Genomic DNA, 13919 nt, shown 5'->3' with positions numbered 1-13919 from the left:
AACTTACTGGGCAGGGCGGTGGGTAATGGTGCGTCCCCGTGAACACAGCGGGCAGATATCGGGCAGGGCACAGCCGATGCCGAAGGGGCCACCGGCGGTATGGCGAGCTTGGAGCTCCCGACCCGCAATCAGGACGGCGGCCCGGTTGATGAGCTCTACGGCCCAGGTGCTCTCTGCGGTGAGAGGTGCCTGCTCCTGTTCGCTGTAGCTGGCGGTTGAGCCACCTAGCTGTAGCAGCAGGGCACCGCCGGAGAGCTCCTGCAGGCCGGTTAGCACCGGTACCTGGCGGCCCCCAACCTCCTGAGTGGGAAGATCCAAGCTAGCGGACTGGGCTTGTTCCCGGTCGGGGGCAAGGGCCTGGCGCATGAGGGCACCGGCACCGGCTTCGAGGGCGACCTGGTAGGCCGCCAGTTGAGGGTGGCGTTCCAGCTCGGCCCGGGTGGGCTTCTGCTTGCCGGTCTTTATATCAAGAATCAGGAAACGCCCCAGCTGGTCCACCTCAATACGGTCCACGCGGCCCGAGAGCAGGGCGTCCCGGGCAGGTCCGGGCACCAGCACGCTGAAGGAGCCTTCTACACCCACCAGGGAACGGCCCTTGGATTTGAGTTCACGCACGTAGTCGGCAAAGCGCTGAATCATTTTCTCTGCCCGCTCCACCAGTTTCTGACTCTCCCAGGTGTCGGGCAGGCCCAGCTGGGGTAGGCGGCGGTGCAGTTCATCGCGCAAATCGGTGCCGTTGGCATCGGGCATCTCTTCGCAGATGGCATGAATCAGGGTACCCAGGGAGCGGGATGTGTCGGTGGCCGCTTCAGCGCGGGAGGCGGCCACAAACCAGTCCAGGGGCGACCGGTGAATCTTCTCAATCTGTGAGGGCGACACTGGGACCGGCCCTGAACCATCAAAAGCCGGGCTGGTCGAGGACAGCGGGAGCATGCCCCACCAGGAGGCCGGTGAAGCACCGGGTAGGGTGAAGCCAGCGGTCTGGTCGGGGTCAGCCAGCCGGTGCAGGAGCCGGGCGGCGGCCTCAGCCTTGGCCGGTGAAAGATGCTGGGCCTCAGCCCACTGGCGGAGCTCAGCAATCAGCGAGCGCAGGGTCATGGGCCTGCGAACCTCGGTGAGTTCCCGTTCACCGCCGGGGGCCGGGGCGAAGATATCGAGCAGTTCGCTGGGTGCCTGGTCCGGGGACGAGACGGCGGTGCACACCACCCGGTCGCTGGCGCGGGAGATGGCGGTGGAGAACATGCGGATTTCGTCATAGCGGGTGGCGCGCAGGCGTTCGGTCAGGAGCTGGCCACGGCTGACGCCCTGCGCTGGCTGGGGGCCGCCGCTCTGCTGGTTACCTGCCAGGGAGCCGATGGCCGCATCGACCAGGTCAAGACTGCCCAGTAGTGAGCCGCGCACGGTGGTGTTGGGCCAGGTGCCGTCTTGGAGCCCAGCTACATAGACGGTGTCCCACTGGCGGCCAGCGGCCAGGGCGGGTGTCATGATTTCCAGTGCGTCCCGGTAGCTGGTGCGCTCGGCCAGGGTATCCATGGGCAGGTCTTGGGCATCGATGTAGGCCAGGAACTGTTCGGCGGTAGCGCCGGGCATCTGGTCGGTGTAGCGTTCGGCGGCTTCGAAGAGGCCGATCATGGCGTCGATGTCGCGGCTGGCTCGGTCGGCACCACTGCCCCCGGTGGTGGACTGCTCTTGCCACAGGGGCCCCAGCCCCGATGCCTCCCAGAGTGCCCACAGCACGGTCTCGGCGGTAGCACCGGCCTGGTCAAGAGCGCGGTCACCAGCGGTCAGCACGGCGGCCAGTCTGCGGGCGGCCGGCCCGGCCCCTGTGCTAGGAAGCAGGTGCGGATTGACCAGGGCTTCTACCAGTAGGGCATCGCTATCGCGGTTGCCACCGGCTCGCAGTTCATCGGCACGAAGCCGCTGGCGGAGCCTACGGATTTCCATGGTGGATGCCCCGCCCAGGCGGGAGGTCAGCAGGGCAACAGCAGTGTCAGCCCCCAGGCCCCAGCGGGCAAGAACATCTGTGGTCCCGGCTCCGGTGGGTTGTGCACCAGCCGGTAGGCCATCAGCCTGCGGTCTCTCGGTGTCAGAGTTTTCTGTGCTGGGAGTTTCCATGCTATCTGGGCTCTGCGGTTCGGTGCCCCCGCTGTTTTCCGCTTCGGCTTCTCGCAGGGAGCGGGTATGCAAAATCAGGCTCAGCGCGTCCAGGAAGGGGCGTACCGCCGGTTCGTCACGCACGGGAGTCAGCGAAGCGGCGGTCGCCACGGGAATACCAAGATTACTCAAAGCTCGTTTGAGGCGGGTGACGTCGGAGCCCTTACGCACAATAATGGCGCTCCGCTTGAAGGCTCTGCCCCTGAACAGGTGGTCTTCCAGAATCATTTGGGCAATCAGCTGGTTTTCCTGCTGCGGGTTCTCCACCACCAGGCCCATGACCGATGGACGGCTATCGCCCGCCTTTTCGGGGTTGAGCAGGGAGCCGTCATCGCCCAGGGGTAGCAGGGCCTGCTCACTGGGTGCTTGCGGTGCCGGGTCAAGCTGGCGGGTGTGGGCGGCATGAGCCAGCAGGGGAAGGCGCTGAGCCACGGCCTGCCAGCGCTGGGCAAGCTCGGGGGCCATGCGCCAGCTGGTGCTGAGGTGACAGGTTTCAAGCCGACCGGCAAAGACCCCTGGCAGGGTGCTGGCTAAGTGGGGGCTGGCCCCACGGAAGCCCTGCACCACGGTGTCCGTGCAAGAGGTGAGGGTGACGGCTGGTCGGTGGGCAAAGGCAGCGGTTATGTCGTCTGCCTGTTGGCGGGCTAGCTCAGCCGTGGCACCGGCGCTCTCTGCTAGGAAACCGGCGGCATCGTGCCCCACCAGCACCGTGAGCAGGCGGTAAATTGAGGGGGTCAGCTCCTGGATATCGTCGATGAGCACCAGGTCAAACCTCGCCCGCTCAGCGGTCAGCAGGGCCGGGTTGGCGACCAGGGCTTTGACTGCCTCGTGGATCAGCCCGGCAGGGTCGTAGGCGTGGGGTGCGCGCAGGGCACGGACCTGGCGGTATTCGGTGTAGAGAGCGGCAAGCGCCACCCATTCGGGCCGGTTCAGGCTCTCCCCGAGTTCCCGCACCCGCTCAGCGGTGAGGTCATATTCGGCCATGCGGTCAAAGAAGTCACGGATCTCGTGGCGGAAGCCCCGAGTATCCAGAGCCTCACGCAGGTCATGGGGCCAGGTGAGGGCGCTCCCCTGCCCCTGGCGGTGCCCCTCCAAAAGTTCTTTGAACAAGACATCTTGTTCCGGCCCGCTCAGGAGCTTGGGAGAAAACTCAACCCCGGGCAGGTAGCCCTGGATGTGGGCGCGGCGGAGTAGGTCAAAAGCGTAGGCCTGCCAGGCGCGTACCGGAGCACTGGAAACGGTGGCGGTGATACGGGCGGAAAGAGCCTCACGGAAGCGGGTTGCGCTCACACGGGTTGGGGTGAGAACGAGCAGGCGGGCGGGGTCAGCCCCCGACTCAATATGTTCAACAGCCTGGGCGAGCAAGCTATGGGTTTTGCCGGTGCCCGGGGCACCCAAAATCAGGGTCGCGGAGCCTGACGGGGGGAGGTTCTCACTCATAGGGGTCTTTCTGGGGCCGGGCGGGTTCTTGCTCTGTGAATATTCTTCTTCCATACCATCATAGGTGGCTGACACTTTAAGCATGCCGTCTATTGTGCCCTCCAATATTTAGCCGGAGCGGGCTGAGCGGCTACTATCGGTAGTATGACTTCTTGGACCGAGCTTCCCCGCGCCACCTTTGACCTTGAAACCACGGGCGTTGACCCGCAGACTGCCCGCATCGTCACCGCTTCCTTGGTGCTGGTTGACCCGGAGGGCGAGGTTCTGCACGCCGGTGAGTGGCTAGCTGACCCCGGGGTTGAGATCCCAGAGCAGGCGGCGGCGGTCCACGGCATCACCACCGAGTACGCCCGTGAGCACGGCCAACCCGCCCAAAAAGTAGCCTACGAGGTGGCTATGGCACTTGGTGGTCTCTTTGCCGATGGTGTCCCCGTGATTGCTTTTAACGCCTCCTACGATTTTTCGGTCCTTAACCAGGAGCTGGCCCGCTACGGCTACCCAGCTCTGACCTGCTACCCGGTTCTTGATCCCCTGGTTATTAATAAACGGGTTCACAAGTTTAAGAAGGGTAAGCGCACCCTGGAGGTGCTGGCCGGTGAGTACGGGGTGGACCTGGAAAACGCGCATACATCTAAGGACGACGCATTGGCTGCCGAGCGTCTCCTGACCGCTATGAGCCTTGAGTACCCGGAGATTGAGCAAGCCGCAACCGCCTTGCACGAGCTCCAGGTGACCTGGGCTGCTGAGCAGGCCGCTGAGCTTCAGGACTACTTCAACCGCATCGGCAAGCAGGCCGAGGTTTCCGGCCAATGGCCGGTGCGCACCTACGCCTAGCCCAAGTCCTCGTAGCGCCCCAGCCACAGGGTCAGTAGGCTCTGGAGTTGTTCCCGTTCCTCGTTTGAGAAATGAGATACCAGTCGTTTCTCATTCTCCATATGCGCTTCGAAGGCGCGATTAATTGTCTCAAGGCCACGCATGGTAAGACGGACCAGCTTTGACCTTCCATCAAGCTCCGGGCTACTAGTACGTTCTACGAGTCCTGCTTTTTCCAGCCGGTCTAATCGTTTACTGGTCCCCCCGGTAGTGACCATAGTTCCGTAGGCTATATCAGCTGGCCGCATTTCGTAGGGAGCTCCCTGTCGCCTGAGTGTACAGAGAATATCGAATTCCCCTTCGTTGAGCCCGTATTCTCGGTAGACAGCAGTGATGTCTTCGGTTAGGTAACGAGCTAGCCGGTGAAGTCGCCCGATGATGCTCTGCGGTGCTAAATCTATTTCTGGGCGTTCACGCCGCCATTGCTCTTGGATGTAATCTACCCGGTCCATATTTACCCTCCCATTGACAGATAGCTTCCATGGAAGTAAATTTTGCTTCCATGGAAGTTAATTCTAGGTCAAAGATTCTCATCACCGCTATTGCCCCGCTTATCTGGGGTTCCACCTACTATGTGACCCGGCATTTCCTGCCTATGGACTATCCGCTCACCGGCTCAGCAATTCGCGCCCTACCAGCAGGCCTGCTTCTCCTCCTTTTCACGCGTCAGCTCCCCCAAGGTATCTGGTGGGTCAAAACCCTGGTTATTAGCTCCCTCACCATCTCCGGTTTCTTCGTGCTGGTTTATCTTGCCGGTAGCCGCCTGCCCAGCAGTATCGCCGCACTCATTATGGCGCTCTCTCCCATCGCCACTATCCTCATGGCCCGACTCCTCCTCAATGAGCGCATCACCACCCCTAAGCTGATGGGTGGAATCTTGGGCATAATTGGTGTAGCTCTCCTCCTGGGTGGGTTCAGCGGGACACTCGATGTTCTGGGCCTAGTTGCATCGGCCTGTGCCATGCTGACCTCAGCGCTAGGCTTTGTGCTCACCCGCCGCTGGCAACCACCCGTAGGACCAGCCACTTTCACCGCCTGGCAACTCACTGCGGGCGGCTTGGTTTTGTTCCCGCTAGCTCTAGTACTAGAAGGGCCACTACCCCCACAGGAGCCCGTCACCTACGCCGGTTATGCCTACATCATCATCTTCGCAAGCGTGGTGGCCTACCTCTGCTGGTTCAGTGGCCTGGCACATCTACAGGCTTCAACGGTCAGCATCATTGGGCTACTCAACCCGCTCACCGGGCTCCTGCTAGGTATCCTGCTAGCGGGCGAATCACTCACCCTCTTCCAGGGGCTAGGTTGCCTGCTCATCCTTACCGGGATCATGTGGGGCACCGGCACCCTCCGTCTATCCCGCACAAGGGCATAAAATAAGCACCGTCACGCTGTTCGAGAGGCCACTTAGGGGGACGACTCAACTAGATTAGATAGAGGAGAAATACCCCACATAAAACTAGCCCAAAGGACGACCGTGAACGAGCCAGCACCCACCGGCGGCATCTATATGGGGGCTAACCCTACCGCCCACCAGCGCCTTGTTGCCCAATCGGCGGTAGTCATGCAGCTAGGTCTTCTCTTGATGAAATCGGGCGCTAGCGCTTACCGGGTTAAGGCCTCAATGGCCCGCCTGGCCAAAGCGGTGGGGCTGGATGAGCACCACGCCCACATCACCTTCACCGAAATCTCCACCACCGCCTACGCCGGTGAGCACTTCCGCACCGAAATCGCCGAAACCCGCACCAAGGGCATCAACGCCTACAAGATTGACCTACTCGGGGATTTTGTGTCCTCCCTACCCGAGCAGATTGACCCCGCCGTAGCCGCAGCCACACTGACCCGTATTGAGAAGAAAAAGCCCCTCTACGCGCCCTGGCTTCTCGCCCTGGCCGCTGGCCTGGCCTGTGCCGGCTTCGCCTTCCTTAACCGGGGTGGGCCCATTGAGTGCGCGGTGGTCTTACTTTCAGCCTTCGCGGGGCAGTTGCTACGCTCCAAACTCGTGCACAAGGGTATGAACCATATGGCGGTCTGGCTCCTGTGCGGCCTGCTCTCGGCTGGTCTGTATGTGGCAACCATGAACGCCCTGATTCTGCCGGGGCTGATAGCCGATAACCACCTGGTCGGCTTTATCTCCTCGGTCCTCTACCTGGTTCCGGGCTTCCCCCTGGTCACGGGCCTCTTGGATATAGCCCGCATGGATTTCGCCTCGGGCATCTCTAGGCTCACCTATGTCACTCTGCTACTCACCAGTGCCTCGGGTGCAGTCTGGCTGGTGGCTCTACTCTTTAGTCTGCCCCTGGAACAGGCTCCGCCGCCTCATCTGCCCCTGCCTGGGCTTATCATTTTGCAGGTACTGGCCAGTTTCACCGCCGCCTACGGCTTCGCCATGCTTTTCTCTGCCACTCCCCTGGCCTGTACTTGGGCGGGGCTGATAGCGGCCCTGGTGAACCCCGGCAGGATCTGGCTCACCGAGGCAGGCTGGGCACCGCACCTGGCTATTGCCCTGGCTGTCTTTACGGCGGGTGTGCTATCTGAGGTTATTACCCCGCTTTACCAGCGGCGATTCTCCCGTATCTCTCTGTCTGTCCCGGCGGCTGTCACCATGGTCCCGGGGGTCATGTTCTACATGTCCATGGCCCATTTCTCCAACGGAGATGTGGCTCAGGCTCTCAACAGTCTGGTGCGGGTTCTACTGATTTTCCTTGCCCTGGGAATGGGGCTGGCTTTCTCCCGCCTGCTCATGGACCGTGACTGGCTCTACGACCGGGACACCCAGAACCTGGGGGCGCTCTCCAAGGAGCACATGCGTTAAAACCCTGTACACATCTTTGAGAAACGAAGCCCCGCCCCGGTCTTTTACCGGTGCGGGGCTTCTAGGCTCTACGGCGGGGCCCTCTGGCCCCGTCCTGAGCTGGTCTAGCTAGTTCTTAGCCTTTAGGCCACAGCCTGTGCAGCGGCTTCCGCTGCAGCAGGCAGGGCCGAGATAATCCGATCCATGGCCGCATCGTCATGCGCGGCAGAGAGGAACCAGGCCTCATAGGCACTCGGGGGCAGGTAAACACCGGACTTGAGCATGGAATGGAAGAAAGCATTGTAACGGTAGGTCTGCGAGTTCTTAATATCCTCGTAGTTGTGCACACCGGTCTCAGCGGTACCAAAAGCAACCGAGAACAGGTTGCCCGCCCGCTGGAGCGAGTGGTTTACACCGGCGGCATTCAGAGCCTCGGTCAGGGCCTGCTGAAGCTGGGCCGAACGGGCATCAATGGTGGCGTAGACCGAGTCATCGGCGGCCCTAAGCGTTGCCAGGCCAGCGGCCATAGCAATCGGGTTACCCGAGAGAGTGCCCGCCTGGTAGACCGGGCCGGTCGGTGCCAGATACTCCATCACCTGGCGCTTACCGCCCAGAGCCGCAGTGGGCATGCCTCCACCAATAACCTTGCCAAAGGTGAAAATATCGGGGGCCCAGTTACCCTCGGAAGGAGCGGAGTAGCCCCAGTAGCCAGCAGAGGAGACGCGGAAACCGGTCAGCACCTCATCAAAAATCAGCAGAGCGCCGTTCTCGCTGGTGACCTGGCGCAGAAAAGCGTTAAATCCCTCGCCGGGAGTCACCACACCCATGTTGCAGGGGGCGGCCTCGGTGATGATGGCGGCAATCTGGCCGGGGTGGGCGGCAAAGGCCGCGCGCACAGCCTCTTCGTCGTTGTAGGGCAGGACGATAGTCTCAGCGGCGGTTGCGGCGGTAACACCTGCGGAGCCGGGCAGGGAGAGGGTGGCAACACCCGAGCCTGCCTCGGAGAGCAGAGCGTCCACGTGGCCGTGGTAGCAGCCAGCAAACTTGATGATCTTGTCGCGGCCGGTGTAGCCGCGTGCCAGGCGGATAGCGGTCATGGTGGCTTCGGTGCCGGTGGAAACCATGCGCACCTGGTCTATAGTGCCCGGTGCAACAGCGTTAATACGGTTGACCACCAGCTCGGCCAGTTCGGTTTCGGCGGCGGTCGAAGCGCCAAAAGATAGGCCGTGTTCCACAGCGGCGTGCACCGCCTCGATAACGGCGGAGTGTTTGTGCCCCAGCAGGGCTGGGCCCCAGGAGCAGACCAAATCGACATAGTTGTGGCCATCGGCATCGGTCAGGTAGGGGCCGGATGCCTCCACCATAAAAGCGGGGGTGCCACCCACCGAGTTAAAGGCACGAACCGGGGAGTTCACGCCACCGGGAATAACCTGGGTGGAGCGGGCAAAAAGTTCTTCAGAGACGGTCATTGACCGGGCTTCCTTTCGTGGGGACGGCGCGCTCGGTATGGCACGAGCGCCCCGGTGAGTCTGAGTCTAAGCTAACCCGCTAGGCCTTCTGGCGCAACCAGGTAGCGGCTTCTGTGGCGTAGTAGGTGAGGATAATGGAGGCACCGGCCCGGCGAATCCCCATAAGGGCTTCTAGGGCTACGGCCTTGCGGTCAATCCAGCCAGCGGCGGCGGCGGCCTCAATCATGGCGTACTCCCCCGAGACCTGGTAGGCGGCCACCGGCACGGGTGAGAAGTCAGCAACCTCCCGCACGATATCCAGGTAGGCGGTGGCCGGTTTAATCATGACCATATCGGCGCCCTGCTCAATATCAAGCTGAACCTCGTAGAGGGATTCGCGGCGGTTGGCGGGATCCTGCTGGTAGGTCTTGCGGTCCCCGGTGAAGGTGGAACCTACCGCCTCGCGGAAGGGACCAAAGAAGGCAGAGGCGTACTTGGCGGAGTAGGCCAGGATAGAGACATCGGTGAAGCCGGCCTGGTCTAGGGCGGTACGCATGGCGGCGATTTGGCCGTCCATCATGCCCGAGGGGCTGACCGTGTGAGCACCGGCTTGTGCCTGGGAAACAGCCATCTTGCAGTAGGCCTCTACCGCCGCATCGTTATCAACCACGGTATTACCCTGGGAGTCGGTGGTCAGCGGGCCGCAGTGGCCGTGGTCGGTGAACTCGTCCAGGCAGGTGTCGGCCATGACAACCACGGAGTCCCCGAAGTGCTGGCGCACAGTGGCGATAGCGCGGTTGAGAATGCCGTCCGGTGCCCAGGCGGCAGAGCCGATAGCGTCCTTATCTTGGTCGCGGGGAACACCAAAGAGGTCGATACAGCGCACACCGGCATCCACGGCCTTTTGGACCTCACCAATGACGGTGTCTAGAGTGTGCTGGTACTGACCGGGCATGGATTCAATCGCGACCGGGGCGTCGATGCCGTCGCGTACAAAGAGAACCTGGACCAGGTTGGCAGGGGTCAGGGCGGTTTCTGCGGTCAGCGCCCGCATGGGGGCAGTGGTGCGCAGGCGGCGGGGGCGGACGGGTAAGGATGAAGGCTGGAACACTGTTTTGTACTCTCTAGGATGCGGACTGGGAGGCTAAGAAGGCGGCTGTTGCCAGGTCTGCCGGGGCGGGGCTGGTGGCTACCGAAATCTTATGCGGGCGGGCAGGCTGGGTCAGGGCCTCCGCCGCAGCCCGGGTGCTGGCACCAATAGCGACGGTGGGCGGTAGGGCAAAACTAACCGACCGGGCTAGGGTTTTCAGGAGCAGGGGTGAAGTCGCTACCAGAACGTCCACTTCTGCCAGGGCTTCACGGGCCTGCTCCAGCGTGAGGGCCACAGCATCGTCCTGGGCCTGAGAATCCTGGGTATCTTCGGGTTCGGCTAGGGGCAGGTCAGCCGGGTAGGGCACCATGTCGTAGACGGCCAGCGGAGCAACAGTGTAGCCGTAATCGGTCAGGCCATCTTCAAGGACGGGGCTGGCGGTAGTACCCTGCACGGCCAGGACCTTTTCGGTGGTGGGGTCTTCCCACTCTTCGTCAATTAGCCATTCTTCAATCATGCCGGCGGCAGACTGGGTGTGGGGAACAAAATCAACCAGCAGGCCGCGTTCGGTCAGGGCGGCTTCGGTAGCCCGGCCTACCGCCGCGATCTGGGCTGCTCCCAGGAGCTGAACCAGGGGCTGACCAATCTCTTGGGCCAGTTTTTCAAGGCCCAGCACCCCGTTGGCAGAGGTGAAAGTGACCCAGGAAAACTCACCGCGCACCAGGGCAAAGGCGATTTCTTCCCAGTCCTCAGGTTGGCGGGCAACCGCCTGGAGGACGGGTGCGCACAGCACCCGAGCGGCGGGGTCGTGGGCCTGGACTTGACGGGTAAAAGCGGCGGCCTGGTGAGAGGTTCTGGTAATCAGGTAGGTGCTCATTTTTGTTCTCCTAACCCTGCCAGCTCAGCAGCGCCATCTGCCAGTAATTCCTCAGCCGCACGCACCCCCAGCTCGTAGGCGGTTTCTGGGCTGAGCGTGGCGGTAGCTACCCTATGTCGCATGACTTGGGTTCCTGCGGGGTTGGCAACGGCCACCGAAAGTTCGAGCTGACCGCTCTTGACCTGAGCGTAGGCCCCAATAGGCGCGGCGCACCCGGCTTCAAGACGACGGAGCAGAGCACGCTCAGCAGTCACAGCAAGCTGGGTCTTAGTGTGGTTAACCGCCAGCACAGCGGTACCCAAGGCAGTTTTTTCCGCCCCCTCAAGTTCCTTAGAACGAATTTCCAGGGCGAGGGCGCCCTGCCCGGGGGCCGGGAGCACCCGGTCGGTATCGAGGTACTCGGTAATGGTCTTTTCCAGGCCCAGTCGGCGCAGGCCAGCGGCGGCCAGTACCACAGCGTCGCAGTCACCGGTGATAGCGCCCAGTTTCTTCTCGCCGTGCAGGCCGTGAGCGCCCACCCCATAGGCTTCATTCCCGGCCACCCGGGCCAGGCGGGTGCCCACATTGCCGCGAATATCGACGATGGTTAGGTCGGGGCGCAGGGCCAAGAGCTGAGCGGCACGGCGCGGTGAGCCGGTCCCCACCCGGGCCCCGGCTGGCAGAGTATCTAGGGTCAGTCCGTCACGAGCGCACAGGGCATCCCGAGGGTCTTCACGCAGGGGTGTTGCGGCTACGGTTAGCCCTGGGCAGGGAGCACTCGGTAAATCTTTGAGGGAGTGCACGGCAAGATCAACCTCCCCCTCCAGCAGGCGGCAACGCAGGGTCGCGGCGAAGACACCGGTGCCACCCAGTTGCGATAGGGGGCCGGTCAAGACGTCCCCTTCCGTTTTCACCGTAACGGTGTCCAAAACTAGGCCGGTTGCTGAGCGTATCTGCTCCACGGCCCAGGCTGTCTGGGTGGTTGCCAGGGCTGAGCCTCGTGTGCCCACCCTGTAGTGCTGAGCTACCATCGCTGAATCCTCGTTGTTTTTTGGGTCCTCTAGACTACCCTGCCCCGGTCCCCTAGACGGGAACCGGGGCCAGTAGGGTAAGGAGCCAATCGGTGCCTGTGCTTTCTTAGCGGGTTCCGCCGGTGATGTCGCCGGTGTAGTTGGCAATCACGGGCTTCTCAGAGCCTGGGCGGGTAGATTTGCAACAGTTGGGATTGCAGAAGTCAAACCAACCCTTGCCACCGCAGACACTGTCTCTGGCTTCTTGCACGCCTTGGGCATCCTGAGCCGGAGCGGTGGAGGCAACACGCTCAGCAATCAGCTGGCGCAGGCCTTCCACATAGGCGGGGTGAGTGCCGGGGGTCGGGGTGCGCGTGGCTACAAATCCGAGGCGTTCGCAGGTATCCAAAGCCTCAGTATCAAGATCCCACATGACCTCCATATGGTCTGAGACGAATCCCAAGGGAACTAGAACCACGCCATCCACTGCACCTTCGAGAGCCTCAAGGGCATCGTTGACATCCGGTTCAAGCCAGGGCATGGTGGGCGGGCCAGAACGGGACTGGTAGACCAGCTCCCAATCCACCTTATCCAGCAGATCGGGGTCAATCTGCTGAACGCCGGACAAAACCGCGCGGGCGGCCTGCAGATGCTTTTCTACATAGGCACTACCGCCTTCATAGTCCACCCCGCGTGGGCCTGCTTCGTTTGCGGCGCTGGTAGGGACCGAGTGGGTACAGAACATCACACGAATTTTACCGTTACCGGCGGCAGGCTTCTGGGTCTGAGTCAGGCGAGCGCGTACGTCTTTGAGGCCCTCAACTAGTCCCTCAACAAAGGGTGTGATAAAGCCGGGGGTGTCAAAGAACTGCCTGACCTTGTCAATCTGTAACTTGCCTTCTAAGCCCAATTTTTCTAGGGCAAGGCCGTAGTCCTCCCGGTATTGGCGGCAGGATGAGTAGCCGGGGTAAGCACTGGTTGCTAAGACCAAGATTTTGCGTTTACCGCGCCGGTAGGCATCTTCAACGACATCTGGCACGTAGGGATCCCAGTTGCGGTTAGCCCAGGTAATTTCAATATCTGGGCCTTTTTCGGCCAGAGCTTCTTGGAGGGCCCCAAGCAGGGCACGGTTCTGGGCGTTGATGGGTGAGACTCCCCCATTGGCACGGTAGTGGGTTGCTACCTCTTCCAGACGTTCGTCAGGGATACCGCGCCCGGCGGTAACATTACGCAGGAAGGGAATCACATCCTCCTGGCCTTCGGGGCCGCCGAAGGAGGAAAGGATGACCAGGTCGTAGTCAACAGGGACCGAAGCGCGAGGGCGGGTCAGATTCTCTTCGCCGTGGTAAGAACCCAAAGTAGTCTGATCTAGTGTGGCGGGGCCGTTAGATGCAGTGTTGTTAGGGTCGGTCAGGTTGGGAATAATATCTTGAGGAATTTGAGTAGTCATTTAGGCAAGTACCTGCACAATCTCTGCCGCCGGGATACGGCGACCGGTGTAAAAGGGGGTCTCTTCGCGGACGTAGAGGCGGGCCTCGGTATTTCGGAAGTGACGCATCATATCGACCAAATCTACCAGTTCTGGGGCTTCAAGAGCCAGGACCCATTCGTAGTCGTTCAGGCCGAAAGTGGCGATAGTGTTGGCCAGGACCTGGGGGAAGTCCCGCCCCTTCATACCGTGGTTCTTAAGCATTTCGGCACGACGTTCGGCGTTCATGTAGTACCAGTCCCAGGAACGTACGAAGGGGTAGACGCAGACCCAGGCTTCGGGAGCGATCCCCTTGGCAAAGCAGGGGGCGTGCTGGCGGGTGAACTCGGCATCGCGGTGAACACCCATGGTGGACCAGACAATTTTGGTGCCGGAGAAAGCGGCGGTGCGGCGGATTTTACGGACAGCGGCTTGCAGGGCTTCTGGCTTCTCGCCGTGAATCCAGACCATGATGTCTGCGTTATCGCGCATAGCCGAGACATCGTAGAAGCCTCGCAGGGTTACGCCCTCTGCTTTAAGGGCTTCTTCGAGCTGTTCGAGTTCGGCGGTGGCGGCAGCACCGGTTACATCAGCTACAGGTGCGGTGTCGCGGGCGAAAACGGTGTAGAGGGCATAGTAGAGCTGGGAATCGCCCTCGGCGGGTGCACCGGGAACCTGCCCCTGAACCTTCTGGGGCTGGCCGGGGTGTGATCCGTGGCCTGTAGTGCCGTAGCCGTGGCCCTGCTGTGCGGTGGGGTGTGACATTGAGGGGACCTTTCTGTCCTGGGG

Annotated in this window: 11 protein-coding genes; 3 read left to right on the top strand and 8 right to left on the bottom strand. The window is 61.8% G+C overall.

The features are described 5' to 3' along the window. Positions 1 to 3: 3 nt before the first annotated feature. A complete protein-coding gene (locus ACN08Y_RS05595) occupies positions 4 to 3594 on the bottom strand; it encodes a PD-(D/E)XK nuclease family protein (protein WP_419112073.1) in 3591 nt (1196 codons plus the stop codon). 144 nt (positions 3595 to 3738) lie between these two features. Here ACN08Y_RS05595 and ACN08Y_RS05590 point away from each other — a divergent pair, with 144 nt between their 5' ends. Continuing rightward, positions 3739 to 4428, top strand: coding sequence for a 3'-5' exonuclease (locus ACN08Y_RS05590; RefSeq protein WP_419112072.1), 690 nt, complete (start codon positions 3739 to 3741; stop codon positions 4426 to 4428). Here ACN08Y_RS05590 and ACN08Y_RS05585 read toward each other — a convergent pair. Beyond that, positions 4425 to 4919: a MarR family winged helix-turn-helix transcriptional regulator gene (locus ACN08Y_RS05585; protein ID WP_419100573.1), complete on the bottom strand. Its 495-nt coding sequence runs from the start codon at positions 4917 to 4919 to the stop codon at positions 4425 to 4427. The genes ACN08Y_RS05590 and ACN08Y_RS05585 overlap by 4 nt on opposite strands. Before the next feature lie 29 nt (positions 4920 to 4948). Here ACN08Y_RS05585 and ACN08Y_RS05580 point away from each other — a divergent pair, with 29 nt between their 5' ends. After that, positions 4949 to 5839, top strand: coding sequence for a DMT family transporter (locus tag ACN08Y_RS05580; protein WP_419112071.1), 891 nt, complete (start codon positions 4949 to 4951; stop codon positions 5837 to 5839). Between the two features lie 102 nt (positions 5840 to 5941). Further along, entirely contained in the window at positions 5942 to 7279 is a 1338-nt protein-coding gene (locus tag ACN08Y_RS05575; protein ID WP_419110190.1) for a threonine/serine ThrE exporter family protein, read from the top strand. Between the two features lie 122 nt (positions 7280 to 7401). On the opposite strand, the gene hemL is transcribed toward ACN08Y_RS05575, so the two are convergent. The 6 genes from hemL to hemQ all read right to left on the bottom strand — a co-directional run bounded on the left by hemL (position 7402) and on the right by hemQ (position 13895). After that, on the bottom strand, positions 7402 to 8727 hold the full coding sequence (hemL, locus tag ACN08Y_RS05570) for a glutamate-1-semialdehyde 2,1-aminomutase (RefSeq protein WP_419104628.1): 1326 nt from the start codon (positions 8725 to 8727) through the stop codon (positions 7402 to 7404). 79 nt (positions 8728 to 8806) lie between these two features. Then, complete coding sequence (hemB, locus tag ACN08Y_RS05565) at positions 8807 to 9817, bottom strand: porphobilinogen synthase (protein ID WP_419112070.1); 1011 nt, start codon at positions 9815 to 9817, stop codon at positions 8807 to 8809. A gap of 13 nt (positions 9818 to 9830) precedes the next feature. After that, entirely contained in the window at positions 9831 to 10673 is an 843-nt protein-coding gene (locus tag ACN08Y_RS05560; protein WP_419112069.1) for a uroporphyrinogen-III synthase, read from the bottom strand. After that, complete coding sequence (hemC, locus tag ACN08Y_RS05555; protein ID WP_419112068.1) at positions 10670 to 11683, bottom strand: hydroxymethylbilane synthase; 1014 nt, start codon at positions 11681 to 11683, stop codon at positions 10670 to 10672. Before hemC ends, ACN08Y_RS05560 begins: the two co-directional genes overlap by 4 nt. 106 nt (positions 11684 to 11789) lie before the next feature. Then, positions 11790 to 13112, bottom strand: coding sequence for a ferrochelatase (locus tag ACN08Y_RS05550; RefSeq protein ID WP_419100584.1), 1323 nt, complete (start codon positions 13110 to 13112; stop codon positions 11790 to 11792). Then, the gene (hemQ, locus tag ACN08Y_RS05545; RefSeq protein WP_419112067.1) at positions 13113 to 13895 is read right to left on the bottom strand and encodes a hydrogen peroxide-dependent heme synthase; all 783 of its coding nucleotides are present in this window, start codon (positions 13893 to 13895) and stop codon (positions 13113 to 13115) included. Between the last annotated feature and the right edge of the window lie 24 nt (positions 13896 to 13919).

Source organism: Rothia sp. P5764 (assembly GCF_048512965.1).
In the GTDB taxonomy this organism is placed as follows: Bacteria; Actinomycetota; Actinomycetes; order Actinomycetales; family Micrococcaceae; genus Rothia.
This window is presented reverse-complemented; position numbering and strand designations above follow the sequence as displayed.

Coding starts and splice junctions, on each gene's coding strand:
- ACN08Y_RS05595 (WP_419112073.1), bottom strand. CDS start 3,594: ATGAGTGAGAACCTCCCCCCGTCAGGCTCCGCGACCCTGATTTTGGGT.
- ACN08Y_RS05590 (WP_419112072.1), top strand. CDS start 3,739: ATGACTTCTTGGACCGAGCTTCCCCGCGCCACCTTTGACCTTGAAACC.
- ACN08Y_RS05585 (WP_419100573.1), bottom strand. CDS start 4,919: ATGGACCGGGTAGATTACATCCAAGAGCAATGGCGGCGTGAACGCCCA.
- ACN08Y_RS05580 (WP_419112071.1), top strand. CDS start 4,949: ATGGAAGTAAATTTTGCTTCCATGGAAGTTAATTCTAGGTCAAAGATT.
- hemL (WP_419104628.1), bottom strand. CDS start 8,727: ATGACCGTCTCTGAAGAACTTTTTGCCCGCTCCACCCAGGTTATTCCC.
- ACN08Y_RS05560 (WP_419112069.1), bottom strand. CDS start 10,673: ATGAGCACCTACCTGATTACCAGAACCTCTCACCAGGCCGCCGCTTTT.
- hemC (WP_419112068.1), bottom strand. CDS start 11,683: ATGGTAGCTCAGCACTACAGGGTGGGCACACGAGGCTCAGCCCTGGCA.
- ACN08Y_RS05550 (WP_419100584.1), bottom strand. CDS start 13,112: ATGACTACTCAAATTCCTCAAGATATTATTCCCAACCTGACCGACCCT.
- hemQ (WP_419112067.1), bottom strand. CDS start 13,895: ATGTCACACCCCACCGCACAGCAGGGCCACGGCTACGGCACTACAGGC.